We start from the raw sequence: 25231 nt of genomic DNA, 5'->3' as shown, positions 1-25231 counted from the left end.
AGGGGCACTCTCCCGGCCCGGCCGGTCAGCAGCCGCAGTCGCCGGAGTCGACCGGTGCGGTGAGCGGGTCGGCGTCACGCCGCGCATGTCCGTCCCAGGTCTCGGACTCGAAGCCCTCCCGGACCCAGTACTCGAAGCCGCCGAGCATCTCCTTGACCTGGTAGCCGAGTTCGGCGAGGGCGAGCGCGGCACGCGCCGCGCCGTTGCAACCGGGTCCCCAGCAGTAGGTGACCACGGGCACGGCCGGGTCGAGAAGGTTCCGGGCCTGTACGGGGATGAGGGCGGTCGGCAGATGGACGGCGCCGGGGACGTGCCCCTGGTCCCAGGAGGCGGTGGAGCGCGAGTCGAGGAGTACGAAGCCGGGGTCGCCGTCGGCCGAGAGCGCGGCCTCGACGTCGGAGACATCGGCGTGAAACGCGAGCGAGGCGCCGAAGTGGGCGGCTGCCGCGGCCGGGGAGGCCGGCGGGACACGGAGGACGGGGTTGGCCGCGGTGGTGGGCTGCGTGGTCATGCTCAGAAATCTATGGTCGGTGCCCTTTCCCTGGAAGATGAGATCCCCGGCACAGCTCTTGATCCGCCGGTGATTTCCCTGTTGTCTCCCGGGCATGACCGACTATTCCCCGGACGCCACGGACTGGCGCATCCTCGATGTCCTGCAACGCGCGGGCCGTGCGACGTTCGCCGAGCTGGCGCGGGAGGTGGCGATGTCCCCGAGCGCCGTGACCGAGCGGGTGCGCAGACTGGAGGAGGCCGGGGTGATCAGCGGCTACACCGCGGTGGTCGACCCGGAGCGCCTGGGGCTGCCGATTCTCGCTCTGGTACGACTGCGCTACCCGAACGGCCATTACAAGCCGTTCCACGATCTGCTCGGTACGACTCCGGAGATCGTGGAGGCCCACCATGTCACCGGCGACGACTGCTTTGTACTGAAGGTCACCGCCCGCTCGATGCGTCATCTGGAGGAGATCTCGGGGAAGATCGGCGCGCTCGGCTCCGTGACCACGAGCGTCGTCTACTCCTCCCCGCTCCCCCGGCGCGCCGTCAGTCGCTGACCGCCCCCGGTGTGCGGTGCCGCACCGCCGATCCGTGCCGCTCCTTCACCACTTCGAGCTGAGCGGGGATGCGGCGGCGCAGATCCGCGACATGGCTGACGATGCCGACGCTGCGGTCCCGCTCGCGCAGGGAGTCCAGTACGTCGAGCACCTCGTCGAGGGTCTGGTCGTCCAGGCTGCCGAAGCCCTCGTCGATGAAGAGGGTGTCCAGCCGTACGCCGCCCGCCTCGTCGGTGACGACATCGGCGAGGCCGAGCGCGAGGGCGAGCGAGGCGAAGAACGTCTCGCCGCCCGAGAGCGTCGCCGTGTCGCGCTCGCGTCCGGTCCAGGCGTCGACGACATGGAGACCGAGGCCCGATCTGCGGCCGCCGGTGCGGGCGTCGGAGTGGACCAGGGTGTAGCGGCCGGAGGACATCCGCTGCAGCCGTGCGGTGGCGGCGGCGGCGACCTGTTCGAGCCGGGCCGCGAGCACGTACGACTCCAGTCGCATCTTGCGTTCGTTGTCCGCGGACGTACCCGCGGTGAGCCCGGCCAGCCGTGCGACCTGGTCGTACTCCTCGCGCAGCGGACCGAGCCCCCGCACCTCGTCGGCGGCGTCGCGCGACAGTCTGCCCAGCTCGGCGCAGCGCTCACGTGCGGCGGCCAGCGTCGCGGAGGCGTCCCGCAGCAGCCGCTCGGCCGTGTCGTACGCGGCCTCGGCGACATCCACCGCGGCCGGGAGGCTCTCCGCGGCGGTACGGGTCGTGGTCTCGGCGAGTCGGTCGGCCACCGCGGCCGACTCGGACTGCCAGGTGTCGACGAGACGCTGGAGTTCGCGTTGGTCGGTATCGGTGAGGAGGTTCGCGGCAGCGGCCTGCGGGGTGGCGAACCCGGCCCGGAACGCGGCGTCCGCGAGCCGGCCGTCGGCCTCCTTGCGACGCAGTGCGGCCGTCTCCTCCTCGCGTACCGCCTCGGCGGCCTCGGCCAGCAGACCGACCCGGCGCTCCAGCAGGGCGGCATGCTCGGCAACGCTGCCGCAGTCCCCCCGGGCATTCACCAACTCCTCCTCCAGCGAAGCCTGTTCGCGGTCCAGGCCGTCCCGCACAGAGGTGCGGGCCGCGGCCCGGCGCTCGGCCAGCCGCAGACCTTCAAGACGCTCCGCCTGTTCCCGCTCGGCGACCGCGAGGGCCTCACGCGCCGCGTGCATACCGGCGGCCGTCCGGTGCGCCTCGGCATGCCGGCGTGTCAGATCGTCGACCAGAGTGCCGAGCTCGACGACCGTGGGGTCAGTGGCGGTCTCGGCGGCGGAACCCGGAGAGGGCTGCTCACAACGGCCCGCACCGTCGTCCATCGCCTCGGCCCCGGCCACCTCTCCGGACGCGACCGACCCGGCAGCGGCATTCCTGGCGGGCTGCGCTGCGTCGGCGCCGTCCCTGGGCTGCGGCACCACGGACTGTGCGGCAGCGCGGGCCGTCATGTGCTTCTCGCGTACGACCCCCAGCTCCCGGTCCGCCCCCGTGCGTGCCTCTTCGGCCCGCCGGTAGGCGTCCAGGGCCCTTTCCTCGGTCGCCCGGTCGACATGGCCGTCGGCCGCGCGTGCGGGCCTGGGGTGCTCGGACGAGCCGCAGACCTTGCAGTCCTCGCCGTCCACCAGCTCGGCGGCCAGCTCCGCCGCGATGTCGCGCAGTCGTCGTTCGCGCAGCTCCAGCCACGACTCGTGGGCGCCTGCGGCCCGCTCGCGGGCCGTGGTCAGCCGCTCGGCGGCGGCCGACGCCTTGACGGCGAGCGCGTCGCGGCGGCGGGCGGCGTCCAGCCGTGCGCGGGCCGGCTCCAGGCGGCCGGCGAGGTGTTCGGCGCGGGTCGCCGCCTCCTGGGCCTCCTCGATACGGGCCCGCAGGTCGTGTCGGATGGATTCCCAGTCGGCCAGCCGGCCCTTCGCCTCATGGATCAGTTCGTCGTCCGCTCGGGCCTGGCGCTCCAGTCCGGCCCGCTCGGCATCGATCTCCGCGCCGCGCCGCTCGGCGCGCTGTGCTGCGTCGAGCCCGCCGAGCTCCTGCCGGAGCTTTCGCTCCAGCTCCGCCAGGTGTTCCCCGCCGGCGTCGGCCAGGGTGTCGGGCAGCAGCGCACGAACGCGGTCACGGGCCTCACGCGCCGTGCGGTAGGCGCGCTCGGCCTCGTCGCGCAGCTCCAGCGCGGGGGCCACGAGGTCGGCTGCGCGGGCCTGCGCAAGCCGTTCCCGGTGCCGGTCGCAATCGGAGCGGCCGGCTTCGAGCGCGGTGGCGCGGCGCCGTGTCTCCTCGTACCGCCGCTGGAGCCCGGCGAGTTCGCGTTCGGCGTCGAGGGCCAGTCGGGCGGCCGTCCGCCGGTCGTCGGCCGCGGTCAGCACGGCCGCGGCGATGTCGAGCCGTTCCCGGGCGGCGCCACGGGCCGTGGCGGCCCACCCCAGCACGCCGTCGGCCAGCCCCGGTTCGCCGGGCTGGATGTCGGGCAGCAGCGATTCACGCGCGGCCGGACCGGCGGCCTGGGCGATCCGCTGGGCGACCGCGAGAACGCGTTCGTCCCCGGCCCGCACCTGTGCTTCGGCGGTGCGGCGCAGTTCGGCCAGGCGTTCCTCGACGGCGGCGAAACGGCGGGTGTCGAAGAGCCTGCCGAGCAGTTTGCCGCGCGCCTCGGCATCGGCACGCAGAAAGCGCGCGAAGTCGCCCTGCGGCAGCAGGACCACCTGGCAGAACTGGTCCCGGCTCATGCCGATGAGCTGGGTGACCTCCTCGCCGATCTCCTGGTGCGAGCGGCTCAACTGCCGCCAGCCGTCGTCGGGGTCGTATGCGCGCAGCCAGCTCTGCGCCTTCTCCGTCGTGAAGCCGCTGCCCTTCTTCTTGGGGCGGGGCTGTGCGGGGCGCCGGGTTACTTCGAGGCGTCGGCCGCCGACGGTCAGTTCCAGCTTGACCTCGGTGGGGAGGTGCGCGGGGGCGTGGTCGCTGCGCAGCGAGGTGCCGGGGCTCTGGCGGGCGCCGGGCACCGCGCCGTACAGGCCGTAACAGACGGCGTCCAGGACCGAGGTCTTGCCGGCTCCGGTCGGCCCGTGCAGCAGAAAGATCCCGGCCGAGGAGAGGGCGTCGAAGTCGATGTGCTGGGTGACACCGAACGGGCCGAAGGCGGTGAGGGTGAGCCGGTGGAGTCTCAACGGTTCACCTCGCGCACCGCGTCGTCCACCCGTACATGGTCGAACGCGTCACGCAGTACCGCGCGCTCCTGCTCGTTGGCTGCGGACCCGCCCCGCACATGCGCCACGAAGTCCTCCGCGATCTGCTGGTCGTCGCGCCCCTTGAGGCGCTGCGCGTACGAGGCGAGCGGGTCGTCGGGGGCCCGGTCGGGTTCGAAGACGAGGCTGAGTGTGTGCGGGAACCGCTCGACGAGGCGGGCCATCGGCTCGACCGGACGCACCGGGTCGGTGAGGGTGGCCTCCACCCAGGATTCCCGGTGCCGTTCCAGCGCGGGGTCGTCGACGAGGGTGTCGAGGCGGCCGCGGAGCCTGGCGAGCGGGCGGGGCACCGGGCAGTCGATGCGCTCGGCGGCGATCGTGCCCGAGGCGTCAAGGTCGATCAGCCACATCGTCTTGCGGTGGGCGACCTCGGAGAAGGAGTACGCCAGCGGCGAGCCCGAGTAGCGGACCCGGTCCGTGACCGTCTGGCAGCCGTGCAGGTGTCCGAGCGCCACATAGTCGACGCCGTCGAAGACTCCGGCGGGCACGGCAGCCACCCCGCCGACGGTGATGTCGCGTTCGCTGTCGCTGGGCTCGCCGCCCGCGACGAAGGCATGGGCGAGCACCACGGACCGGGTGGTGTCGGGGCGGCTCGCGAGGTCGGCGCGGACCCGGTCCATGGCGGCGGTCAGCACCGCCTCGTGCCCGGCGCGCTCCGCCCTGAAGACGTCCTTCACCAGGGTCGGTTCCAGGTACGGCAGCCCGTAGAACGCCACATCTCCGTGGGCGTCGGGCAGGACGACAGGGGTGGCGCAGTGGGCGGGGTCGGTACGCAGGTGGATTCCGGCCCGCCCGATCAGCCCCGCGCCGACGCCCAGCCTGCGTGCCGAGTCGTGGTTCCCGGAGATCATCACGGTGGGCACACCGGCGGCGGCGAGCCGGTGCAGCGCGTCGTCGAAGAGCTCGACCGCGGACAGCGGAGGGACGGCCCTGTCGTACACATCACCCGCGACGAGGACCACGTCCACCTCGTGCTCGCGCACCGTCGCCACGAGATGGTCCAGGTAGGTGGCCTGGGCTTCGAGCAGGGAGACCCGGTGGAACGACCGCCCCAGGTGCCAGTCCGACGTGTGCAGAATCCTCAAGAGTCGGCTCCGACCTGCATTGTTCTCTTCCTCCGCCCCCGGGGCCCGGGTCTGTCGCGCCGTGCTCGGTCCGTCCGGCGCGGAGCCTCGTCGCCCGCATCGGCCACAGCGAGGGCGGTGAGCCCCTCTTCCCTCACCGACCACAGTGTCCCATCACCGCCGACCGCCGCCGTGGCCTTCAGGCGAGAAGATCGATCCGGGTTCCGACGGAGAGCTCTTCCGCCCGGCGGTACGCGGCCCAGGCGACGGCCAGGTCCTGCCAGGGGAGCCCGACGGGTGCGTAGACGGAGCGGCTCGTGCTCGGGGTACGACCGGGATGCGCGCCGCCGAGCAGCTCACCGAGGGTGGCGTCTGCGGCGATGGCCGAAAGTCCCGCCGCGGCCAGGGCCCCCGTCGCCGCGGCCTGCTCGCGGTCGTCGACGACGAGGAGGGCGGAGGCGAGCAGATCGGCGGAGAGCTCCTGTTTGCCGGGCTCATCGGCGCCGAGCGTGGTGAAGTGCTGCCCGGGGCGACTGTCGGCGAGGCTCAGCAGGGGCGTGCGGGACCAGGTGGAGAGCAGGACGACATCGGCGACCGCGCCGATCCCGGCCGCGGAGCCGAGGACCCGGCCGTGGTGACGGATGGCGAATCGTGCGGCGCGTTCCGGATCCGTGTCGTGCACCACGAGTTCGCGGAAGCTGCGCAGACTGCGTAGTCCGCGAACCATGATCTCGGCCTGTGCCCCCGCGCCGACGACGCCCAGCACCGCTTCGCCCGCGGGGTCGGGTGCGGCGAGGACGTGAGTGCCGAGGGCCGCGGCCAGTCCGGTGCGCCACGCCGTGACGGTGGCGGAGTCGAGAAGGGCGAGGAGTTCGCCGTCCCGTCCGCTGTGCAGACAGACCACACCGCGCAGCGCCGGCCGGGCGCCGGGGAACTTGGCGTTGACCTTGACGGTGTACGCGTCGATGCCCGGCAGCAGTCCGGGAATGAGAGCCGTCGCCGTACCCGGGAACGGCAGATCCGTGCGCACGCGCTGCCCGGCGACCGTCGGGGGGCCGGTGTGACGAAAGCCCTCCCGCAGGGCCGCCAGGGTGGCCTCCGGGTCGAGCACGGCCAGAAGGTCACTGCTGGTCAGGAGACGGGTCATGGGCCCATTGTCCACTGCGGCCGGTCAAGGCCCGCAGATGCCCCGTGGCGCCGCGGAGCGTTGTGGCAACGCGCGGACAGCCCGGTCACGCGTCCTCGTACGCCTCGCCGCCCAACTCCAGCCCCGCCTCGCCCGCTGTGGCATCGGCCAGCCAGCCGCGGAACGACTCCACATCGGCTTCCGGCAGCCCGATCTCGATGACGACGGCCTCCGCGTAGCGGACCTCGCGCACGGTCCGTCCGGTGGCTCGGAGGTCGTTCTCCAGCTTGCCGGCGCGCTGATGGCCGACGTTGATCGACGCGAGGCGGTACCGCCGGCGGGTGACGGTGCCGAGTTCGTCGAGGGCCTCGCCGACCACGCCTCCGTACGCCCGGATCAGTCCGCCCGCGCCGAGCTTCACACCGCCGTAGTAGCGGGTGACGACGGCGACGACGTACCGCATCTCCCGGCGCGTCAGCATCTGCAGCATGGGCACGCCGGCGGTGCCACCGGGCTCTCCGTCGTCGCTCGCCTTCTGCACGGAGGCGTCGGCGCCGATCACGTAGGCGAAACAGTTGTGGGTGGCGGTCGGGTGTTCCCTGCGGACGCGTGCGACGAAGTCCTGCGCCTCCTGCTCGGTGGCGGCGGGGGCGAGCCCGCAGATGAAGCGCGACCGGTTGATCTCGGTCTCGTGCACGCCCGCTCGGGCGACGGTCCGGTACTGCTCCTGCATCCGACCACCCTATGCCCCGGCCGGGAATGGTCCCGGGCCCCCGTCCGTTGTCCGGATCATGTACGCAGACGCAGAGACGATCAGCAGGATTCTCCGGGACTCGGGCCAGACCTGGGCCGTGGTGGGCCTGTCGGGCAACCGGTCACGCGCGGCCTACGGCGTCGCCGAGGTGCTTCAGCGCTTCGGCAAGCGCGTGGTCCCGGTGCACCCGAAGGCGGAGCGGGTCCATGGCGAGGACGGCTATGCCTCGCTGGCCGACATACCGTTCCCGGTCGATGTGGTGGACGTCTTCGTCAACAGCGAACTGGCGGGCGCCGTGGCCGACGAGGCGGTGACGGCCGGGGCGAAGGCGGTCTGGTTCCAGCTCGGGGTGGTCGACACCGAGGCGTACGAACGCACGCGCGCGGCCGGGCTCGACATGGTCATGGACCGCTGCCCCGCGATCGAGATTCCCGCGCTGGACCGGTAGCGACGGCACGCCCCTCTCCCGTGCGGATGTGCGTGGTGTCACATGCGGCGCTCGGCTGGGAGAATGACGGGCTGTGGGTACTACGACTGCGACGACCGTCCGCCACGGCCGCGCCGGACTGTCCGGGCAACTGACCGATCTGGGCGTGGAGCGGAACGCCGTTCTGCTGGTGCACGCGTCGATGCGTGCGGTGGGGTCGGTGAGCGGCGGGGCCGGGGCAGTGGTCGACGCGTTGCGGGACGCCCTCGGAGTGGGCGGCACACTCGTCGTTCCGGCGTTCACCCCGGAGAACTCCGACACCTCGGCGCACTACCTCGACCGCGTGCGCGGTCTCACCGAGCGGGCCCGGGAGGCGGTGCGGGCGAGCATGCCGCCCTTCGACCCGGCGGCCTCGCCCGCACCGTCGATGGGACGTCTCGCGGAGACCGTACGGCTCACCGAGGGGGCGGCCCGCAGCGACCACCCCCAGACATCCTTCGCCGCACTCGGCCCCTCGGCCCGGGAACTGCTGGCGCACCACCGCCCCGACTGCCATCTCGGCGAGGACTCCCCGCTGGCCCGCCTCTACGGCCTGCGGGCCCAAGTACTGCTGCTGGGAACCGGGTTCGACACCTGCACCGCGTTCCATCTCGGTGAGTACCGGGTGTCCGCGCCGCCCCGCCGCAACTACCGCTGCGTGGCGACCGTCGCGGGCCGGCGCCAGTGGTGGGAGTACGAGGACGTCGCGCTGGACGACAGCGACTTCGCGGCCCTGGGCGCGGAATTCGCCCGCGCGGACGACGGCGCGGCCGTGCGCACCGGCCCCGTGGGCTCGTCGACGAGCCGTCTCTTCCGCATCACCGACGCCGTCGACTTCGCGTCCCGCCGACTGCCGGCGCACCGGGGCGGCGTACCGGTCCAGGCGCTCGGCCGCGCGCACCGCTGAGCTCAGCCCCGGACGCCCAGTCCCTCGACGACCACCGCTCCCGGCAGCGCCGCCAGTGCCTTGCCCGGAACGATCAGCTTGCCCCGTCGGCCGCCGCTGCCGATCAGGACCCATGCCTCGTCGACGACGGCGGGATCGATCAGTAGCGGCCATGCGGCCGGGAGTCCGATGGGCGTGATTCCGCCGTACTCCATGCCGGTCTCGCCGACCGCCGTGTCCATCGGGGCGAAGGACGCCTTGCGGGCACCGAGGTGCTTGCGGACCGCACCGTTCACATCGACGCGGGAGTGGGAGAGGACGAGGCAGGCCGCCAGTGTCACTTCGCCACCGCGCTTGCCCGCCACCACGACACAGTTGGCCGACCGGTCGAGCAGCTCCGCACCATGGTGCTCGACGAAGACCGCCGTGTCGGCGATGGCCGGATCCGTGTCGACATGAATGATCTGCTCGGCGGGAACACCGCCCCAGCCCTCGCTCACGGCGGCGCCGACGGGCGGGGGGAGCAGGTCGAGGCGGTCGGCCGCCGGACCGGCGTCCTCGAAGGATCCGATGGGTGCGCGCATGCGCGCCACGCTAACAGCGTCCCGCAGGCCGTCGACCGGGCGTCTCACCGTACGGGCGGGATGGACACCGCCATAGTGATCTCGGCCGGCTCGGAGCCGTCGTTGCGGTAGGCGTGCGGGTGGTGCGCCTCGAAGGTGGCGGAGCTGCCGGCGGGTACGGCGTACGGGGTTCCGTCGACGACCAGGGTGAGTTCGCCCGCGGTGACGTGGAGCAGTTCGACGGTGCCTTCGGGGTGCGGGTCGGAGGCACTGCTGTCGCCCGGCATCAGGCGCCACTTCCAGAGTTCGAGGGGCCCCCTGGCCTCCGTACCGACGAGCAGGGTGGTCGAACTGCCCGCCTCCGTGGACCACATGCGTACCGCCTGGTTCTCGGGCACCAGCCGCACCGGTGAGCCCTGCTCGTAGTCGAGCAGGGTGGTGATGCTGACGCCCAGCGCGTCGGCGAGCTTGACCGTGGTGCCGACACTCGGGTTGGTGCGGGCCTGCTCGATCTGGATGATCATGCCGCGGCTGACCCCCGCACGGGCGGCGAGTGCGTCCAGAGTGAAGCCGCGTTCCCCGCGCCAGCGCTTCAGATTGCGCGCGAGCGACTGGGTGAGCTGATCGAGGTCAGACACATTCCGTCCAATATTTTGGATGACAGAGTCGAACATACTGCACTACGGTGTGGCGTACCCACCGTCCACCGCACTGTACTGCGAGGCATGCAATGACAGCAGTGTTCGCCTTGGCCACCAGCCTGCTCTGGGGGTTGGCCGACTTCGGCGGCGGGCTGCTCACGCGACGCGTGCCGGCGCTCACCGTGGTGGTCCTCTCACAGACCGTCGCCGCCGTGGTGCTGGGCGCCATCGTGATCGCGACCGGCGGCTGGAGGGAGACGGGACCGCAACTCTGGTTCGCCGTCGCGGCCGGCGCCGTCGGACCGGTCGCGATGCTGAGCTTCTACAAAGCCCTGGCGCTCGGCCCGATGGGCGTGGTCTCCCCGCTGGGATCGCTGGGTGTCGCCGTGCCGGTGAGCGTCGGGATCATCGTCGGGGAACGGCCGGGACTGCTGCAGTTCACCGGCGTCGCCGTCGCCGTGGTGGGCATCGTGCTGGCCGGCGGTCCACAGTTGCGCGGGGCGCCGGTGCAGCGCCGGGCAGTGCTGCTGACGCTGGTGGCCGCGTTCGGCTTCGGGTCGGTGATGTCCTTGATCGCGGAGGCGTCCACCGACGTCACCGGACTCTTCCTGGCGCTCTTCGTCCAGCGCCTCACCAATATCGCGGTGGGCGGTACGGCCCTGTACACATCGGTGCGCCGCGGGGCACGCGCGCTGCCGGAGGAGGGCGGGGGTGCCGCGGTGCCGGCCGCGCTGCCCGCCCTGGCTTTCGTAGGACTTGCGGATGTCGCGGCCAACGGCACGTACTCGTTGGCCGCACAGCACGGCCCGGTCACCGTGGCCGCCGTGCTCGCCTCGCTCTACCCCGTGGTCACGGCCCTGGCCGCGCGCGGAGTACTGGGGGAACGGCTGCGCGGGGTGCAGGCGGCCGGGGCCGGCCTCGCCCTGGTCGGCACGGTGCTGCTGGCAACCGGCTGAGGGACCGGATCCCGACGGCCTCAGTCCCCCGAGGGCCCCGACGCCTCGCCCGGCTCCGCCAGGGCGAGGAGTTGCGCGGGCGTGACACCCGACGGGATCGGCACCGGGGCCGGGGTACGCAGCGGCGGCTGCCAGCCCTTCTCCGGATCCCAGCTGCGCACCACACGGGCGGGAGCGCCGGCCACCACCGCCCGGTCGGGCACCTCCCCCCGCACCACCGCCCCCGCCGCGACCACCACATTGCGCCCGAGCGTGGCCCCGGGGAGGATCACCGCTCCGGTGCCGATCCAGCAGCCCGGTCCGATGGAGACGGGCTCCATGCGGGGCCACTGCTTGCCCACCGGCTCGTGCGGATCGTCATAACTGTGGTTCGTGGACGTGATGTAGACATACGGTCCGCAGTAGGTGTCCGATCCGATGGTCACCCTGGTGTCGGCGACGACATGGCTGCCACGACCGAGCACCACTCCGTCCCCCAGGGTCAGGATCGACTCCGGGCCGAGATCCAGGCCGGGCATGAGTCCGGCGGTCAGCGTGACCTGTTCACCGATCACGCAGTGGGCGCCGAGCTCGATCCATGGCTCCCCGAAGACGGTGCCCTGCGGGAAGGCCAGCCGGGTGCCCGCGCCGATCCGGCCGAACCGCAGTGGACCGGGGTGTTCCGCGGTGACCGCGCCCGACTCCTGCACCCAGCGCCAGCCGCGGTGGACGGCTCTGGACAGGGCGCGCCGCCGCCAGGCGGCGAGGGAGGAGAACGCGTTCCTGTTCTTCGGCACTCGCACACGGTAGTCGGCGGCGCCCGGCCCGATGACCGCGACCTCCTGTGATGTTCACCCCACTCGGCGGCCGCCCGCCGCCCGTCGCATACCGTTCCCCCTGACGCGATCGGACGACCGCGACCGCACAGCACCTGAGCACGGAGGAACGGGCGATGGCAGAGCAGGCGTTGATCACGGGAATGGGCGGCAAGGAGCCGGTCATCGATGCGGATGCCTTCACCGCACCGACGTCGGTCGTGATCGGTGAGATCACGATGGCCGCGGGCTCCAGCGTCTGGTACCACGCCGTACTGCGCGCCGACTGCGGTCCCATCTCCGTCGGCGCCGACAGCAACATCCAGGACAACTGCAGTGTTCACGTGGACCCCGGGTTCCCCGTCACGGTCGGCGAGCGCGTCTCCGTCGGGCACAACGCCGTGCTCCACGGCTGCACCATCGAGGACGACGTCCTGGTCGGCATGGGGTCCACCGTCCTCAACGGTGCCCGCATCGGGGCCGGTTCACTGATCGCGGCGCAGGCACTGGTCCCGCAGGGGATGCAGGTGCCGCCGGGATCGCTCGTCGCGGGCGTCCCCGCCAAGGTCAAGCGGCAGCTGACCGAGGAGGAGCTCGAAGGCATCAAGTTCAACGCGGTCGGCTACGTGGAGCTCGCCAAGGCGCACCGACAGGCACACGAGAGCTGAGCGGGGCCGAGGGCGCGGCAGACGGTTCCACCGGCCCGCCTCACCGCCGGTCGGCATCCCCGCCGCCGTCCGGTCGGCCGGTCGCCGCCGGTCAGTCCGGCGTCGGCAGGGCCCCCGCGTCGGGCGCGGGTACGGCCGACGACTGTGCCGCCGCCTTCTTGGCCCGGCTCTTCAGGATCAGCATCGAGCTCACACCGATCAGGACCGCGACCACCAGGCCGAGGTAGGAGAACCGCTTGAGCCAGGCCTCGGCGACGACACCCACCGAGTAGACGACGGCCGTGGTGCCACCGGCCCAGACGATGCCGCCGAGCACGTTCGCGATCAGGAACCGCCAGTACGGCATGTGCAGCACGCCGGCCAGCGGCCCCGCGAAGATCCGCAGCAGTGCGACGAAGCGGCCGAAGAACACCGCCCACATGCCCCACTTCTGGAACGACCGCTCCGCCATGGCGATCTGGCTCGCGCCGAAGTGCTTGGGGAACTTCCCGCCGAGCCGGGTCAGGAGCGGACGTCCGCCCTTGCGGCCGATGGCGTATCCGATCGAGTCACCGATGACCGCGCCGGCCGAGGCACAGGCCCCGAGGACCCATGGGCTGATCCCGTCGTGCCCGGCCGCCAGAAGTGCGGCGCTGACCAGGACGATCTCACCCGGCAGCGGAATGCCGAGGCTCTCAAGTCCGATGACGACGCCCACCAGGACGTACACGCTGACCGCGGGAACGGTCTCCAGCCACTCCTGGATGTGCAACGCCGGTTCCTCCCGTGATGATGTCTCATGGCTCGCCGGTCAACTCCTCGGCGCACGGCGGGAATGCTACCTGTCCCGCCATCGGCCCGGACAACACGAAGGGCCGCCGCGCTCGCCCCGGTGGGGGTGCGCGGTCGGCCCTTCGGGGGAAGCCGCCCGGGATCAGGCGCTGGGGCGCAGCGTCCAGACGACCGTCATCTCACCGGTCACCGCGCCGTCCGCGCGCCGGATCTCGATGAGCACGGGGAACTCGGGCCGCTTGCCCTCGTCGAGTTCGGCGACGACGTCGGCAGCCGGGCGGCCGAGGGTGGCCGTCGCCGTGACGTCGCCCTTGGCGAGCTTCTTGTACGCGATCTCCGCCTTCACCGCCAGCGGCACGGCGCGCGACAGCTGGTCGCCGAAGGCGGCGATGACGATCGCGCCGCTCGCCGATTCCGCAAGCGTGAACATCGCGCCGGCGTGGGGTCCGGCGAGGTGGTTGTGGTAGTCGGCCTGGTCCGGCAGGCAGACCACCGCGCGCTCGGCGGTCGTCTCCAGGAATTCGAGATTGAGGGTCCGGGCCATCGGAACCGTCGCGGCGAGCATCTCGCCGACGGTCATCTGTTCAGCGCTCATGACCAGATGTTACTCATCAGTAAATATATTTGGCCATACCCGGGATCCCCACACCCCCTCGCCTGGTCATCGCCTTCACCATCCGCTCACGGGGGCGGACGTAGCCGAGGGGTCGGCGCCCCTCTATCGTTACTCGCCATGTGGCCAGGACAGCAGCCGCCCGGGGGCGAGCAAAACCCGCAGGACCAGAACCCATATCAGCAGCCGGGGTACCAGCAGCCGAATCCCTATCAGCAGCCGGGTCATCCCGGACAGCAAGCGGGACATCCGCAAGAGGGTCAGCAGCCGGGGTACCCGCAGCAGGGTCAGCAGCCCGGCTACCCGCGGCCGAACCCGTACCAGCAGCCGACCGTGCCGCAGTACGCGGTCCCCGGTCCGCCCGGTGGTCCGCAGCCGGACGGCGGAAAGAAGAAGACCACCGCCATCGCGATCGTCGCGGCCACCGCTGTCGCCGTGGCTGCCGTGGTCACCGGTGTCGTCGTGATGAACAAGGACGACAACAAGGGCAAGGACATCGCGGACGACAAGAACTCCTCGGCGCCCGCCAAGCCGTCCGACTCCCCGTCCTCGTCCCAGGCGAACCCGCGCGGCACCGACGGGGATACCAAGCCCCTGATCGCCGGCTGGAAGGTCGTCACCAACCCCAAATGGGGCACGCAGTTCGACGTGCCCGGGGACTGGGAGGTCGGCTCTCCCGGCACGTTCTCGTACTTCGACGACGACAAGAAGGGTGACGGCTCGCCCTACATCGGTTTCTCCGCACCGTCGTACTACCAGCGCGAGTGGTGCGTGGACGGTTCCGACAAGGACGGCACCAAGGAGGACATGAGCCTGGCCAGCGCGGGCACCAGGGGCGCCCAGGGCGCCACCGACGCGGCCGTGAACGCCCGCAACGAGGCCGGCGACTGGGCGTGGGCCGCCTACGCGCAGCACATGCCGAAGAGCACCATCAAGTTCACCGAGGCCAAGCAGTACACCACCAAGTCGGGTCTCACCGGCCAGGTCGTCACAGCCACCGCCCCGAATGTCACGAAGCGGAAGAAGTGCGACAGCGACGGCAAGACGATCGCCTTCACCTTCAAGAACAAGAAGGGCGAGTTCGCTTCCTGGATCCTCTACGGAGCCCACAGCGTCAAGGACGAACTCTCGGACACGACGATCCAGCAGATCCTGAGCACCGTGCGGTTGGTGGACATCGCGCCGTCCTCCTGACCCTCACCACCGCCGCAGGGAAAGCAGTTGGCACGGCGAGGTCGCAGCGGCGATAGTCCCGTGGTGACTGTCGCTTCCGCCTCTGCTCCCCCGGTGCGCCACCCCGGCCGCAACTATCGGCTCCTGACCGCCGCCGCGATCATCACGGGCCTGGGCACCCATGGCGCGCTGATCGCGGCGGCGTTCGCCGTTCTGGAGTCGGGCGGTGACGGCGGCGACGTCGGTCTGGTCGCCGCCGCCAGGGCCGCACCGCTGGTGCTCTTCCTGTTGATCGGCGGGGCGGTCGCGGACCGCTTGCCCCGCCACCGTGTGATGGTCGCGGCGAACGTCCTCAACTGTGTCTCGCAGGCGGCCTTCGCCTGGCTCGTGCTGGCCGGCGATCCGAAGCTGTGGCAGATGATGCTGCTCACCGCGCTGTGCGGGACCGGGCAGGCGTTCTTCAACCCGGCGGCCGAGGGCATGTTGATGTCCAGCGTCAGCCGTGAGCAGGCGAGCCGCGCCTTCGCCCTCTTCCGGATGGCCACGCAGGGCGCGACGATCGGCGGGGCGGCGCTCGGCGGCGCCATGATCGCCGCGATGGATCCGGGCTGGGTGCTGGCCATCGATGCCGCGTCCTTCGCGTTGGCGGGTGCGCTCCGTGCCTTCCTGGACGTCAGCCACATTCCGTCGCGCGCGCCGGGCGGCGGCCTGCTCGCCGATCTGCGCGACGGCTGGCAGGAGTTCATCGGCCGCCCCTGGCTGTGGAGCATCGTGGCCCAGTTCTCGGTGGTGGTCGCGGCCGTGGGGGCAGCCGAGTCGGTGTACGGGCCGTTGGTCGCCCGGGACGAGCTCGGTGGAGCCCGCCCCTGGGGCTTCGCGCTCGCCGCGTTCGGGGCCGGCACGCTGGGCGGCGCGTTCTTGATGACGCGCTGGAAGCCCCGACGGCTGCTGCTGGCCGGAACCCTCTGCGTCTTCCCGTTGGCCCTGCCCTCGGCCGGGCTCGCGGTCCCGCTGCCGGTGGCCGGGCTCTGTGGGGTGATGTTCGTCAGCGGCGTCGCCATCGAGGTGTTCGGGGTCTCGTGGATGACGACCATGCACCAGGAGATCCCGGAGGAGAAACTGTCGCGCGTCTCGGCGTATGACTGGTTCGGCTCGGTGGCCATGATGCCGGTCGCCACCGCGCTCGCCGGTCCGGTCGAGGCCCTGGTTGGGCGCGGTCAGGCCCTGTGGGGCTGCGCGGCCTTGATCGTACTGGTCACCGGCGCCGTGCTGTTCGTGCCCGAGGTACGCAATCTGACCCGCGCCGCCACCACAGAGGTGGCGGCGGCGGCCAAGGCCCCGCGGCCGTCCTCAGCCGATGCCGAAGGCCCCGTCGGGCGGCTCGGGTGAGGCGACCGCCTCGCCGTCCCCGACCGGCCGGGCGGCTCCGGTGAGCCGGTCCAGCGCGGGGCCGTGCTCGACCCTGGCGGGGAAGGCGTCGGCGGCGCAGCGGCGGGTCAGCGTCGCGGTGTCGATGGGGCTGCGGGACGCGACGAGGACGACGTTGCCGAAGCGCCGACCGCGCAGCACCGCCGGTTCGGCGATCAGCGCGAGCTCCTCGAAGACGGCCGCGAAGGTGGCCAGTTGGGAGCGGAGGAAGTCGAACGGCGCGCCGTCCGCGAGGTTGGCGGCGTACGTCCCGCCGTCGCGCAGCGCCCGGCGCGCGGCCCCGGCGTACTCGACGGTGGTGAGGTGGGCGGGTACCCGGGAGCCGCCGAAGACATCCGCGACCAGGACGTCGAGGGATCCGGGCGGCGTCCGTTCCAGCCGGCTGCGGGCGTCCTCGCCGTGCACGGCGATCCCGCTTCCGTCGGGGACCGGCAGCTGCTCGGCGACCAGAGCCAGGAGCCCGAGGTCGGCCTCGGCGACGTCCTGGCGGGAGCCCGGCCTGGTGGCGGCCACATAGCGGGGCAGGGTGAGCGCGCCGCCGCCGAGGTGGAGGACGTCCATCGGTGCGCCCGGTGCCGCGGCGCAGTCCATGACGTGCGCGAGGCGTCGTACGTACTCGAATTCGAGATGGTCCGGCGCGTGGAGGTCGACGTACGACTGGGGTGCGCCGTCGACGGTGAGCAGCCAGGCCCTGTCCCGGTCGACGTCCGGGAGCAGCCTGGCGGTGCCGTGGTCCACGTCCCTGATGACGGGTATCGACTCGTTCACTCCCCCATTGTGCGGCGAACGATCAGCCGCTCATGACCGCGGCGACGGCTTCGGTGTGCGCGGCCGACTGCGCGAGCCCGGCGCGGGCCGCCGCGGCCCGGCAGGCCGGGTCGAGCGGGTTGCGGCCGAAGGCCTTCTTCGCCGCCGCGTCCGGGGTGATGACCTCCACGCGGGCGCCCTTCGCGGCGAGCTCGGCCGCCTGCGAGCGCGGCGTGACGATGACCTTGTTCCCACTGGCCGTCGGAGCGATGACGACGACGCGTCCGTAGCCCTCGGCGAGATGGGCGTTGGCCGTGGAGTGCACCCCTCCGTCGATCCAGGACCGTCCGTCGACGGTGGCGACGGGCCGGACGGCCGGGACGGCGCAACTCGCGGTGACTGCGTCCACGAGGGAGACTCCACTGTCCTTGTCGAACGTGTGGAGTTCGCCGGTGGCGGCGTCGACCGCGGTGACGCGCAGGGACCGCTCGGGCCAGTCGGACGACGGAAGGCGATCGGCGATGGCCGCGCGCCGCTGCTCCGCCGTGATGCCGAGGCGGGCGCCACGCGCGATCCGGGCCAGCTTCCGGCCGTACGCCTCGGGAGTACGCGAGGACAGCACGGCCCCCGCGTAGCGCAGGAGGGTCGGCACGCCGAGCCTGCCGCCGGTCATGCCCTGCGGATCGGCGAACTGGAGTTCGTACAGTTCGGGAAGACCGACCAGTCCGGAGGCCAGCTGCGCGCCGACCATCGCGCCCGCCGAGCTGCCGATGATCACGTCGACGCCGCCGAGGTCCACTCCCGCCTTCGCGAGCCCGTGGAGAATCCCCGTCTCCCAGGCGCTGCCGGTGACACCGCCGGCACCGAGCACCAGTGCTGTTCCTGTCATGCCGTCAGTCTTGCGCAAGACATCGGGCCCGCCTCCCGTGGGGTACGGGAGGCGGGCCCCTGGCACGCAACGTCTCAGAGCAGTCCGGTGACGGTGCCCGCGCCGACGGTGCGGCCGCCCTCGCGGATCGCGAAGCCGAGTCCGGTCTCCAGCGGGACGTCACGGCCCAGTGCGACGGTCAGGTCGACCGTGTCACCGGGGCGCGCCACCACCACCGCGCCGAGGTCGACGTCTCCGACGACGTCCGCGGTGCGGATGTAGAACTGCGGCCGGTAGCCGGTCGTGACCGGGGTGGTCCGGCCGCCCTCCCGCGCCGACAGGACGTACACCTGCGCCGTGAAGCGACGGCTCGGCGTCACGCTGCCGGGCGCCGCCACCACATGGCCGCGGCGGACCCGGTCACGCTCCACGCCGCGCAGCAACAGGGCCACGTTGTCGCCCGCCTCGGCGGAGTCCATCGGCTTCCCGAAGGTCTCCAGGCCGGTGACGACCGTCTCGATGTCCGGACCCAGCACCGACACCCGGTCGCCGACCCGCACGGTGCCGCGCTCGACGGCCCCGGTGACGACCGTGCCCCGGCCGGTGATGGTCAGGACGTTCTCCACCGACAACAGGAACGGCGCGTCCGTGTAGCGGACCGGCATCGGCACATACGTGTCGACGGCGTCCAGCAGCGCCTCGACGGCCGGGGTCCAGCGCGGGTCGCCCTCCAGGGCCTTCAGGCCCGACACCCGGACGACGGGGACAGAGTCACCGCCGTAGCCGTGCGCGGAGAGCAGCTCGCGGACCTCCAGCTCGACGAGGTCGGTCAGCTCCGGGTCGCCCGCGTCGGCCTTGTTGAGGGCGACGACGATGTGGTCGACGCCCACTTGGCGGGCGAGCAGTACGTGCTCGGCGGTCTGCGGCATGATGCCGTCGAGCGCGGAGACGACCAGGATCGCCCCGTCGAGCTGGGCGGCGCCGGTGACCATGTTCTTGATGTAGTCGGCGTGCCCCGGCATGTCGACATGCGCGTAGTGACGGGTGTCGGTCTCGTACTCGACGTGCGCGATGTTGATGGTGATGCCGCGCTGCGTCTCCTCCGGCGCCCGGTCGATCCGGTCGAACGGGACGTACGTCCCGCTTCCCCGGTCGCTGAGGACCTTGGTGATGGCCGCGGTCAGGGTGGTCTTGCCGTGGTCGACGTGGCCCATGGTGCCGATGTTGAGGTGGGGCTTGGTGCGCACGTATGCCGTCTTGGGCATGGCTCGTTCCTTGGAATTCGAAGCTGAGTGAGAAGACCCCAGGGCCCCGCCGACCCTCCCCTTGCGGGGTCCGCCGGACTGTCGGGGGAGGGTCAGCTTCGGGCGCCGCCGATGGACGCTGCGGCAGCGGTGAACGCTGCTGCGACGACTGCCGCTGCGGTGACGGGGCTCACGGCAGCCTTCGGCACGTCCGCGACTGCGGACGGCGCTGCGAGGAAGGCGTACCGGAACATGGCTCCGATGATGGCCGAGGAACGTGGTGGCGTCGAATGGTTTTCCGGCGCGGACGACGCGGGCGGACACGGGAGTTCGGCCTCCGCCGCGGCATCTCGGCCGCGTCCGCGCGGGCCGCCCGGTACGTACCGGTTCGCATGACGGCGATCACACACCGGCGTCGGTTAGTCTCCCCGCATGCTCGACCCCGTCCCCGCCGCCCGGCCCGCCACCGGCCTCGCCGTGCGCTGCACGAGGGCTCTGCTCTCGCCCTGGTCCCGGTTCTCACTGCTCGTGGCGGTGCTGCTGGGCGCCGCGGCGACCACGCTGCTCCTCGATCCCCAACGTCTGCTCGCCACCGGCTGGCCCACCCGGCTGAGTGGGGGCGCCGCCGCGGTCGTGCTGTTCGGCGTCGCGTACGGCGTGTGCACCGTGGCCTTCGTGCCGCGGCCGCTGCTCAATCTCGCCGCCGGTGCGCTGTTCGGTTCGCAGGCGGGGCTGGCCGCCGCGCTGGCGGGCACGGTGCTCGGCGCGGGCATCTCGTTCGCGCTGGGCCGGGTACTGGGGCAGGACGCGCTCCGTACGCTGCTGCGCGGGCGCTGGCTCAAGGCGGCGGACGGCCAGTTGAGCCGGCACGGATTCCGCTCGATGCTGGCCCTGCGGCTGTTTCCCGGTGTGCCCTTCGCGGCGGCCAACTACTGCGCGGCGGTCTCACGCATGAGGTATCCGTCGTTCCTGATGGCCACGGGGCTCGGTTCGGTCCCGAACACCGCCGCGTATGTCGTCGCGGGCAGCGAGGCCTCGTCACCGACGTCGCCCGCTTTCCTGGCCGCGACCGGGTTCATCGTGCTGACGGGGGTCGGCGCGACCGTCGTCGCCTGGCGCAAGCGCCACCGTCTCGGCGCCGAGTGATCCGGTGCGCACGCAGGCGGGCAGTGGTGCGGTGGGCGGCGCGGGGGTACGCGTAAAGCTGTTCATCTGAGGGCGATACCCTGCCCGCGACCGACCGAAGTCTCCGGGCGCGGCACGGCCCTGCCCTCATTCGACTCCACATCCGCACGCTGCCGACGGCTCTCACGGCCGTCGGCCGTTGCACGATCACCTCCGGGATGGCCAAAGCCCCATGAGCTGGTTCGAATCGTTCATCCTGGGCCTCGTTCAGGGACTGACCGAGTTCCTGCCGATCTCCTCCAGTGCGCATCTGCGGCTCACTGCGGCGTTCGCCGGCTGGCACGACCCGGGTGCGGCGTTCACCGCCATCACCCAGATCGGCACGGAGGCGGCAGTCCTCATCTACTTCCGCAAGGACATCGTCCGGATCGTCTCGGCCTGGTTCCGTTCGCTGATCGACCGGTCGATGCGGAGCGACCACGACGCACAGATGGGCTGGCTCGTCATCGTCGGCTCGATCCCCATCGGCGTGCTCGGCGTGACATTCAAGGACCAGATCGAGGGCCCTTTCCGGGATCTGCGGCTGATCGCCACCACATTGATCGTGATGGGCATCGTCCTGGGCATCGCGGACCGTCTCGCCGCCCGCGACGAGGCGGGCGGCAGGCACCGGGCCAGCAAGGAGCGCAAGACGCTCAAGGAACTCGGGGTCAAGGACGGCCTGATCTTCGGTTTCTGCCAGGCGATGGCGCTGGTTCCGGGTGTCTCCCGCTCCGGCGCCACCATCAGCGGCGGTCTGCTGATGGGCTACACCCGCGAGGCGGCGGCCCGCTACTCCTTCCTGCTGGCGATCCCGGCGGTGCTGGCCTCGGGGGTCTTCGAGCTGAAGGACGCGGGTCAGGGACATGTGTCCTGGGGGCCGACCATCTTCGCCACACTGATCGCGTTCGGTGTCGGCTATGCCGTCATCGCCTGGTTCATGAAGTTCATTTCCAGCAAGAGCTTCATGCCGTTCGTCATCTACCGCGTGCTGCTCGGTGTACTGCTGTTTGCCCTGGTGGCGGCCGGTGTGCTGAGCCCGCACGCCGGCGAGTCGGCGGGCTGATCGAGGTTCTCCGAGCGGCAGATACTCACCTCCGATCTAGAGATTTCTAGAGGCGATTCGAGCTCTTCCGACATGATCAACTCCCACTTGCCTCCCATTTGATCTCCCAGATAGCTGAACCAAGGCGAGGCCGCCACCTGGAGGGGTGGACCGCGGCCTCGCCTTGGTCGATCTACGCGACGAGCGGCCAGGGCAGGCCCTGACCGCACCGGACACGATTCACCGCTCTGCGGTCGAGCGTTCCACGCGGTGGCACTCACATTCGCAGCGCTGTCGTACCGCGATCGCCCCGTCGGCCACGATGCCCTGGTTGCCATCGCACAGTTCGTGCTCCTCGAACTGGCATTCCGGCGCCGAGCAGATCCGGGTCGACTCGGTCATGATGCGGCGTCGAGCCTTATGGGCGCGAAGCCGTGCGCCCGTTTCTCGCTGGTCTGCCATGCGTGCGAGGTATTCGCAACGTGATCGCGGAGAGCTATCGCATCGGGGACCTTCGGGTGCGCTGCGGCGAGGCGGGTCAGTTCGCGGACGTCGTCTGCCGCGCGCCGGGAGTGGAGTGTCCCGCCTTCGACAGTATGTGACATTGATGACGGCTGAGCCTGTCCAAGCGCGTCTTTCCACCCTCCCGGCGGCGCACAAGGCCGCCTGCGCAGGCACCCCGAGGTCGCCAGCTCTGGGACGATCACTGGCTCTACCGCAGCTTCAGACCCCTCGAAGCGTGGAAGGACGCGCTTGGACAGGGCTGGTCGCTCAAGAGGGGCGCAGGGTCAGTCCTCATCGAAGGGCAGCGCCGGCTCGTCGTCGCCGGGGTCTCCGTCGTCGTAGACGGCTTCGGTGGCGACTCTGTCGTACGCGTCGGCGAGGTCTGCGCCACTCGCCCCGAGGATGCTCTCCCAGTCTGTTCCCATGGCTGCGACTCTATCCGTGCTCCTGGAGGAGCTTGGCGATGTGGACGTTGATCTCGTCGGTCCATGGGCGAGCATGGCGAGGGTGACCCAGCGCGACCAGGAGGTGTAGCGGCGGACCTGGTGTTCGTCCAGTCCGGCCAGGCCCTTTCCGGACTGGAATGTCTCTTCGACCCGCCACCGTGATCCCGCGACCCGCACCAGGGTCGTCAGCGGGACCAGGTGGGGCGAGTAGCAGCGGTAGTAGGCGAGTTCGCCGGTGGTGCGGTTGCAGCGGATCAGGAGATGGCGGTGGCCGGGGGTCGGATCGGGCAGGTCGATGTGGGCCCAGTCGTAGAAGCGGTGCCCCTTGGCGCCGGCCCCGGCGGACAGTTGCTGCCAGGCCCGCTTGGGGAGCTTCTTGGCCAGGGTGCCCGCGCGGAGCTTGCCTGCCTGGGTGGTGAATTCGTGATTACAGGCCACCGCGAGGACGTAGCCGGTGCCGCGTTCCTCCAGGACGGCACGCAGTTTCGGGTTGCCGCCGTAGACCTCGTCGCCGGCCACCCAGCGGGCGTGGTGGCCGGCGTCAAGGAACCGGGCGATCATGCGGGCGGCCAGTTCGGGCTTGGTGGCGAACTCGGTGTCCGGGGCGAGTCCGGCCGCCTGGCAGCGGTCGGGCTGGTCGGTCCACGAGCGCGGGATGTACAGCTCCCGGTCCACCGCGGCATGACCCCGCTGACCTGCGTAGACCAGGTAGACGGCGACTTGGGAGTTCTCGATCCTGCCTGCGGTGCCGGTGTACTGGCGTTGGACGCCGACGGTGCGGGTGCCCTTCTTCACGTCGCCGGTCTCGTCGACCACGAGGACAGCCTGGTCGTCGTGGAGGTGCTCGACCACGTAGTCGCGTAGGTCGTCGCGGACGGCGTCGGCATCCCATTTGGCGCGGTTCAGCAGGTGCTGCATGCCGTCCGGGGTCGCGTCCCCGGCCCACTCGGCGATGGTCCAGCAGTTCTTTCGGGGCAGGTCGGAGAGCAGTCCGAGCACCAACCGGCTTATCCGGCGGCGGGGTTCGACCCGAGTGAACCGGCCTGCGATTCGGCCCATCAGGCCCTCGAATGCCTCCTGCCAGCGGGCAGGGTCTACGCTGTGACCTGCGGCCACCGCATGATCGTTTGTCTTCACACACCGATGATCAACGGTGGCCGCACCCATGTCCGCACCGGCCCCGCCAGCGTGATCAGGATCCACCGCTGGAGTATCAGTCCAGAAAGATTCCGGCGAGGCGTGGCAGGCGGCGGCGCATCTCATCATCGTCGGCGACGTCCCACCGAGCTCCGGCCGGCTCGGTCATGGCGCTGAGGGGGCCGGCTTCTGGGGAAGCCTCCAGCGCCTTGTTGAGCCCGTCCGGTTCACCGGTGAGACGCTGGTACGCCCGGTGGGCCACCTGGTTGAAGTCCTCGGTCCCGATGAGCACGTCCCCGCCCTCCCGCACTGCCGGATGGTCGGCGAGGGAGTCCGGATCCGCGAGCGCGCGCTCATACCAGTATCGGCCGAGCGAGATGAGGCCCTCACGGAAGTCCATAAACCCGTCGTCGGACCACCAGCCTTCGATGAGGAACGCCGCCGCCCACAGGTCGTATCGGTATGCCTGGTCGCGCAGCTGCCAGTGGCGCAAGGAGAACTGGACGATCTCGGCAGGCGTGCGGCTCACAAGCCGCTCCTCGCACGCGCGCTCGATCGCGTCGCGCCGATCGTCGAAGTCCAGTTCCAGCGCGTCAACCTCTGCGCACGCCTCGCCTATCAGGGTCCAGAACTCCTCGACATCCATCACGGCCTGAGTATGCCAGGCGCTTCGAGACCCCAGGCCTGCTGCACAACCGGCGCCAGACCGGCGCACCGCTGGACAACGGCCATGCACCGATGGTGGCGGCCCGGCGCCACCCAAGGGCTGCGTTCAGGGGGAGCTGATACACCGTTACACCGTTGATCGGAAAGTCCCGCAGCGCCAGCGTGATCACGATCTACCGCTGGAGTACTAGACTAGGGAAGATCGGCTCCTCCCCTTCAGGGGTGATGCGGCAAGTCGCTCGTGTAGGGGCCGGCTCCGGCGAAGGGTCAGGGGCAGGGTTGGCCACAGCGTCCAGCAGAGTCTTGCCCTGTGCGACCAGGCGTTGTTCGTGACGAGCACCTCGAGCCCTGACCACGTGGCTCACGCCGGGCACGCTGCTTCGTCGTCGGTGCGGCGGATCCGCGGGCGCAGTTGCTGGATCTCTCGCGAGAGTGAACGAACTACTGACGTTGAACTCGTGATGTCGTGCTGTTGGTCAATTGGGTGTGATGGTCAGGCCGCGCTCACCTGGGTGCTGAGATCTTTCGTATGGCGACCTGAGTCACACTCGCTGCCCGGAGTACTTCAGCGCCCCACGTCGTCGGGTCAACTGAAGTGCTCGACCCGCTGGCCTATCGCTGTGAGCCTGATCAGTCCCACTGCTCTTGATCTTTCTTATCCGCTGCCTGTGACGCAGCACGCTGGCGTTCGGTAGGCCAGCTGCAGAAGATCTCGTCGGCAACAGGATCGCCGAGATCAGCCATCTGGCAGATCTCCAGCTCAGACGCCTCGGTGTAGACAGGCAAGTGCAGGTCCTCAATCTCGTCGTCCGACAGCTCGTCCTGCGGTAGCTCACGCGTCCATGGCTTTTCCATGCTGACAGTCTGCCTGCCAGGCCTGCAGGTAGGGAAACGAATCCCAGAGCAGGTTCCGCCACCGTTTCACACGAGCCCCGCCAGGCCGCCCCGTTCGACCTCTCTCGCTGGTCGCCCGGGCTGACCAGCGCAGATCGTCAGGTGAGGGTCGCCCCACTGAAATCTTCCTGCGGGATGGCCCACTACGTCCGGCCAGCGGTGCGGCGTCCCCAGTGCGCTGAGCTTGACTCTGTCGGGGATCTTGGAGTTTCCCGGTGCGGCCGCATGGTCAACGGGCAAGCTCGGGTCGTTCCGATGACCGTTATAGCTGTCGAGGTGTCCGTTGTCCCTGTGTCCCCGTTCCGGTGAGCAAGTTCCGC

General features: G+C 71.0%; 28 protein-coding genes. 9 read left to right on the top strand and 19 right to left on the bottom strand.

The window, feature by feature from the left end; translation table 11 throughout:
* Positions 1 to 25 precede the first annotated feature (25 nt).
* The gene (locus tag ABZ826_RS32450; protein ID WP_361456383.1) at positions 26 to 511 is read right to left on the bottom strand and encodes a rhodanese-like domain-containing protein; all 486 of its coding nucleotides are present in this window, start codon (positions 509 to 511) and stop codon (positions 26 to 28) included.
* A gap of 94 nt (positions 512 to 605) precedes the next feature.
* Between ABZ826_RS32450 and ABZ826_RS32445 the strand changes: the two genes are divergently transcribed.
* Positions 606 to 1052, top strand: a complete 447-nt coding sequence (locus tag ABZ826_RS32445) for an Lrp/AsnC family transcriptional regulator (protein WP_361456380.1) — start codon at positions 606 to 608, stop codon at positions 1050 to 1052.
* Here the strand turns inward: ABZ826_RS32445 and ABZ826_RS32440 are convergent.
* The 4 genes from ABZ826_RS32440 to ABZ826_RS32425 all read right to left on the bottom strand — a co-directional run bounded on the left by ABZ826_RS32440 (position 1042) and on the right by ABZ826_RS32425 (position 7216).
* A complete protein-coding gene (locus ABZ826_RS32440) occupies positions 1042 to 4215 on the bottom strand; it encodes an SMC family ATPase (protein WP_361456377.1) in 3174 nt (1057 codons plus the stop codon). The genes ABZ826_RS32445 and ABZ826_RS32440 overlap by 11 nt on opposite strands.
* A complete protein-coding gene (locus ABZ826_RS32435) occupies positions 4212 to 5378 on the bottom strand; it encodes an exonuclease SbcCD subunit D (RefSeq protein WP_361456374.1) in 1167 nt (388 codons plus the stop codon). Before ABZ826_RS32435 ends, ABZ826_RS32440 begins: the two co-directional genes overlap by 4 nt.
* A 178-nt stretch (positions 5379 to 5556) precedes the next feature.
* Positions 5557 to 6504 (bottom strand): ornithine cyclodeaminase family protein, encoded by a 948-nt coding sequence (locus ABZ826_RS32430; RefSeq protein ID WP_361456371.1) that lies wholly within the window; start codon positions 6502 to 6504, stop codon positions 5557 to 5559.
* 85 nt (positions 6505 to 6589) lie between these two features.
* Positions 6590 to 7216: a YigZ family protein gene (locus ABZ826_RS32425; protein ID WP_361456368.1), complete on the bottom strand. Its 627-nt coding sequence runs from the start codon at positions 7214 to 7216 to the stop codon at positions 6590 to 6592.
* Positions 7217 to 7274: 58 nt separating this feature from the next.
* Between ABZ826_RS32425 and ABZ826_RS32420 the strand changes: the two genes are divergently transcribed.
* Positions 7275 to 7685 carry a CoA-binding protein gene (locus tag ABZ826_RS32420; protein ID WP_361456365.1) on the top strand — a complete coding sequence of 137 codons (411 nt, stop codon included), beginning with the start codon at positions 7275 to 7277 and terminating at the stop codon, positions 7683 to 7685.
* A gap of 73 nt (positions 7686 to 7758) precedes the next feature.
* Positions 7759 to 8610 carry an AAC(3) family N-acetyltransferase gene (locus ABZ826_RS32415; protein WP_361456362.1) on the top strand — a complete coding sequence of 284 codons (852 nt, stop codon included), beginning with the start codon at positions 7759 to 7761 and terminating at the stop codon, positions 8608 to 8610.
* A gap of 2 nt (positions 8611 to 8612) precedes the next feature.
* Here ABZ826_RS32415 and ABZ826_RS32410 read toward each other — a convergent pair whose 3' ends face one another.
* Both ABZ826_RS32410 and ABZ826_RS32405 read right to left on the bottom strand, forming a co-directional pair.
* Positions 8613 to 9173, bottom strand: coding sequence for a YbaK/EbsC family protein (locus tag ABZ826_RS32410; RefSeq protein ID WP_361456359.1), 561 nt, complete (start codon positions 9171 to 9173; stop codon positions 8613 to 8615).
* A 44-nt stretch (positions 9174 to 9217) separates the two neighbouring features.
* Positions 9218 to 9790, bottom strand: coding sequence for an XRE family transcriptional regulator (locus ABZ826_RS32405; RefSeq protein WP_361456356.1), 573 nt, complete (start codon positions 9788 to 9790; stop codon positions 9218 to 9220).
* 92 nt (positions 9791 to 9882) lie between these two features.
* Here ABZ826_RS32405 and ABZ826_RS32400 point away from each other — a divergent pair, with 92 nt between their 5' ends.
* A complete protein-coding gene (locus ABZ826_RS32400; RefSeq protein WP_361456353.1) occupies positions 9883 to 10749 on the top strand; it encodes a DMT family transporter in 867 nt (288 codons plus the stop codon).
* Positions 10750 to 10769: 20 nt separating this feature from the next.
* Here ABZ826_RS32400 and ABZ826_RS32395 read toward each other — a convergent pair whose 3' ends face one another.
* Entirely contained in the window at positions 10770 to 11525 is a 756-nt protein-coding gene (locus ABZ826_RS32395) for an acyltransferase (protein ID WP_361456350.1), read from the bottom strand.
* Positions 11526 to 11680: 155 nt separating this feature from the next.
* Between ABZ826_RS32395 and ABZ826_RS32390 the strand changes: the two genes are divergently transcribed.
* Positions 11681 to 12211 (top strand): gamma carbonic anhydrase family protein, encoded by a 531-nt coding sequence (locus ABZ826_RS32390; RefSeq protein ID WP_361456347.1) that lies wholly within the window; start codon positions 11681 to 11683, stop codon positions 12209 to 12211.
* A gap of 91 nt (positions 12212 to 12302) precedes the next feature.
* Here ABZ826_RS32390 and ABZ826_RS32385 read toward each other — a convergent pair whose 3' ends face one another.
* From ABZ826_RS32385 to ABZ826_RS32375, 3 genes are all read right to left on the bottom strand, one after another.
* The gene (locus ABZ826_RS32385; RefSeq protein ID WP_361456344.1) at positions 12303 to 12962 is read right to left on the bottom strand and encodes a DedA family protein; all 660 of its coding nucleotides are present in this window, start codon (positions 12960 to 12962) and stop codon (positions 12303 to 12305) included.
* 162 nt (positions 12963 to 13124) lie between these two features.
* Complete coding sequence (locus ABZ826_RS32380) at positions 13125 to 13562, bottom strand: DUF4442 domain-containing protein (RefSeq protein WP_361456443.1); 438 nt, start codon at positions 13560 to 13562, stop codon at positions 13125 to 13127.
* Between the two features lie 144 nt (positions 13563 to 13706).
* A complete protein-coding gene (locus ABZ826_RS32375; protein ID WP_361456341.1) occupies positions 13707 to 13844 on the bottom strand; it encodes a hypothetical protein in 138 nt (45 codons plus the stop codon).
* An 84-nt stretch (positions 13845 to 13928) separates the two neighbouring features.
* On the opposite strand from ABZ826_RS32375, the gene ABZ826_RS32370 reads away from it, so the two are divergent.
* Together ABZ826_RS32370 and ABZ826_RS32365 are read left to right on the top strand one after the other, a co-directional pair.
* A complete protein-coding gene (locus ABZ826_RS32370; RefSeq protein WP_361456338.1) occupies positions 13929 to 14789 on the top strand; it encodes a hypothetical protein in 861 nt (286 codons plus the stop codon).
* 63 nt (positions 14790 to 14852) lie between these two features.
* Positions 14853 to 16157, top strand: a complete 1305-nt coding sequence (locus ABZ826_RS32365; protein ID WP_361456335.1) for an MFS transporter — start codon at positions 14853 to 14855, stop codon at positions 16155 to 16157.
* Here the strand turns inward: ABZ826_RS32365 and ABZ826_RS32360 are convergent.
* The 4 genes from ABZ826_RS32360 to ABZ826_RS32345 all read right to left on the bottom strand — a co-directional run bounded on the left by ABZ826_RS32360 (position 16119) and on the right by ABZ826_RS32345 (position 19309).
* Positions 16119 to 16964 carry a fused MFS/spermidine synthase gene (locus ABZ826_RS32360; protein WP_361456332.1) on the bottom strand — a complete coding sequence of 282 codons (846 nt, stop codon included), beginning with the start codon at positions 16962 to 16964 and terminating at the stop codon, positions 16119 to 16121. The two genes, ABZ826_RS32365 and ABZ826_RS32360, sit on opposite strands and share 39 nt — an antisense overlap.
* 22 nt (positions 16965 to 16986) lie before the next feature.
* Positions 16987 to 17832, bottom strand: a complete 846-nt coding sequence (locus ABZ826_RS32355) for a patatin-like phospholipase family protein (RefSeq protein ID WP_361456329.1) — start codon at positions 17830 to 17832, stop codon at positions 16987 to 16989.
* A 74-nt stretch (positions 17833 to 17906) separates the two neighbouring features.
* Entirely contained in the window at positions 17907 to 19076 is a 1170-nt protein-coding gene (tuf, locus tag ABZ826_RS32350; protein WP_361456326.1) for an elongation factor Tu, read from the bottom strand.
* Positions 19077 to 19168: 92 nt separating this feature from the next.
* The gene (locus ABZ826_RS32345) at positions 19169 to 19309 is read right to left on the bottom strand and encodes a hypothetical protein (RefSeq protein WP_361456323.1); all 141 of its coding nucleotides are present in this window, start codon (positions 19307 to 19309) and stop codon (positions 19169 to 19171) included.
* Positions 19310 to 19487: 178 nt separating this feature from the next.
* On the opposite strand from ABZ826_RS32345, the gene ABZ826_RS32340 reads away from it, so the two are divergent.
* Both ABZ826_RS32340 and ABZ826_RS32335 read left to right on the top strand, forming a co-directional pair.
* Complete coding sequence (locus tag ABZ826_RS32340; protein WP_361456320.1) at positions 19488 to 20201, top strand: TVP38/TMEM64 family protein; 714 nt, start codon at positions 19488 to 19490, stop codon at positions 20199 to 20201.
* Positions 20202 to 20412: 211 nt separating this feature from the next.
* Positions 20413 to 21285 carry an undecaprenyl-diphosphate phosphatase gene (locus ABZ826_RS32335; RefSeq protein ID WP_361456317.1) on the top strand — a complete coding sequence of 291 codons (873 nt, stop codon included), beginning with the start codon at positions 20413 to 20415 and terminating at the stop codon, positions 21283 to 21285.
* A gap of 219 nt (positions 21286 to 21504) precedes the next feature.
* On the opposite strand, the gene ABZ826_RS32330 is transcribed toward ABZ826_RS32335, so the two are convergent.
* The 4 genes from ABZ826_RS32330 to ABZ826_RS32315 form a co-directional block, all read right to left on the bottom strand.
* Positions 21505 to 21666, bottom strand: a complete 162-nt coding sequence (locus ABZ826_RS32330) for a hypothetical protein (RefSeq protein WP_361456314.1) — start codon at positions 21664 to 21666, stop codon at positions 21505 to 21507.
* A 386-nt stretch (positions 21667 to 22052) separates the two neighbouring features.
* On the bottom strand, positions 22053 to 23273 hold the full coding sequence (locus tag ABZ826_RS32325; protein ID WP_361456440.1) for an IS701 family transposase: 1221 nt from the start codon (positions 23271 to 23273) through the stop codon (positions 22053 to 22055).
* Positions 23274 to 23427: 154 nt separating this feature from the next.
* A complete protein-coding gene (locus ABZ826_RS32320; protein WP_361456311.1) occupies positions 23428 to 23997 on the bottom strand; it encodes a DUF4240 domain-containing protein in 570 nt (189 codons plus the stop codon).
* Between the two features lie 650 nt (positions 23998 to 24647).
* On the bottom strand, positions 24648 to 24872 hold the full coding sequence (locus ABZ826_RS32315) for a hypothetical protein (RefSeq protein ID WP_361456308.1): 225 nt from the start codon (positions 24870 to 24872) through the stop codon (positions 24648 to 24650).
* Positions 24873 to 25231 lie beyond the last annotated feature (359 nt).

Origin of the sequence: Streptomyces sp. NPDC047515 (assembly GCF_040643055.1) — a bacterium.
GTDB lineage: Bacteria > Actinomycetota > Actinomycetes > Streptomycetales > Streptomycetaceae > Streptomyces.
Note: the sequence above shows the minus strand (reverse complement) of the source record. Positions and strands in the feature narration are given on the sequence as shown.

Bases quoted from the DNA above. Each gene is read 5' to 3' on its own strand.
- ABZ826_RS32450 (WP_361456383.1), bottom strand. From the start codon at position 511: ATGACCACGCAGCCCACCACCGCGGCCAACCCCGTCCTCCGTGTCCCG.
- ABZ826_RS32445 (WP_361456380.1), top strand. From the start codon at position 606: ATGACCGACTATTCCCCGGACGCCACGGACTGGCGCATCCTCGATGTC.
- ABZ826_RS32430 (WP_361456371.1), bottom strand. From the start codon at position 6,504: ATGACCCGTCTCCTGACCAGCAGTGACCTTCTGGCCGTGCTCGACCCG.
- ABZ826_RS32425 (WP_361456368.1), bottom strand. From the start codon at position 7,216: ATGCAGGAGCAGTACCGGACCGTCGCCCGAGCGGGCGTGCACGAGACC.
- ABZ826_RS32420 (WP_361456365.1), top strand. From the start codon at position 7,275: ATGTACGCAGACGCAGAGACGATCAGCAGGATTCTCCGGGACTCGGGC.
- ABZ826_RS32410 (WP_361456359.1), bottom strand. From the start codon at position 9,173: ATGCGCGCACCCATCGGATCCTTCGAGGACGCCGGTCCGGCGGCCGAC.
- ABZ826_RS32400 (WP_361456353.1), top strand. From the start codon at position 9,883: ATGACAGCAGTGTTCGCCTTGGCCACCAGCCTGCTCTGGGGGTTGGCC.
- ABZ826_RS32390 (WP_361456347.1), top strand. From the start codon at position 11,681: ATGGCAGAGCAGGCGTTGATCACGGGAATGGGCGGCAAGGAGCCGGTC.
- ABZ826_RS32380 (WP_361456443.1), bottom strand. From the start codon at position 13,562: ATGACCGTCGGCGAGATGCTCGCCGCGACGGTTCCGATGGCCCGGACC.
- ABZ826_RS32375 (WP_361456341.1), bottom strand. From the start codon at position 13,844: ATGTCCCGCTTGCTGTCCGGGATGACCCGGCTGCTGATAGGGATTCGG.
- ABZ826_RS32355 (WP_361456329.1), bottom strand. From the start codon at position 17,832: ATGACAGGAACAGCACTGGTGCTCGGTGCCGGCGGTGTCACCGGCAGC.
- tuf (WP_361456326.1), bottom strand. From the start codon at position 19,076: ATGCCCAAGACGGCATACGTGCGCACCAAGCCCCACCTCAACATCGGC.
- ABZ826_RS32345 (WP_361456323.1), bottom strand. From the start codon at position 19,309: ATGTTCCGGTACGCCTTCCTCGCAGCGCCGTCCGCAGTCGCGGACGTG.
- ABZ826_RS32340 (WP_361456320.1), top strand. From the start codon at position 19,488: ATGCTCGACCCCGTCCCCGCCGCCCGGCCCGCCACCGGCCTCGCCGTG.
- ABZ826_RS32335 (WP_361456317.1), top strand. From the start codon at position 20,413: ATGAGCTGGTTCGAATCGTTCATCCTGGGCCTCGTTCAGGGACTGACC.
- ABZ826_RS32330 (WP_361456314.1), bottom strand. From the start codon at position 21,666: ATGACCGAGTCGACCCGGATCTGCTCGGCGCCGGAATGCCAGTTCGAG.
- ABZ826_RS32325 (WP_361456440.1), bottom strand. From the start codon at position 23,273: ATGGGCCGAATCGCAGGCCGGTTCACTCGGGTCGAACCCCGCCGCCGG.
- ABZ826_RS32320 (WP_361456311.1), bottom strand. From the start codon at position 23,997: ATGGATGTCGAGGAGTTCTGGACCCTGATAGGCGAGGCGTGCGCAGAG.
- ABZ826_RS32315 (WP_361456308.1), bottom strand. From the start codon at position 24,872: ATGGAAAAGCCATGGACGCGTGAGCTACCGCAGGACGAGCTGTCGGAC.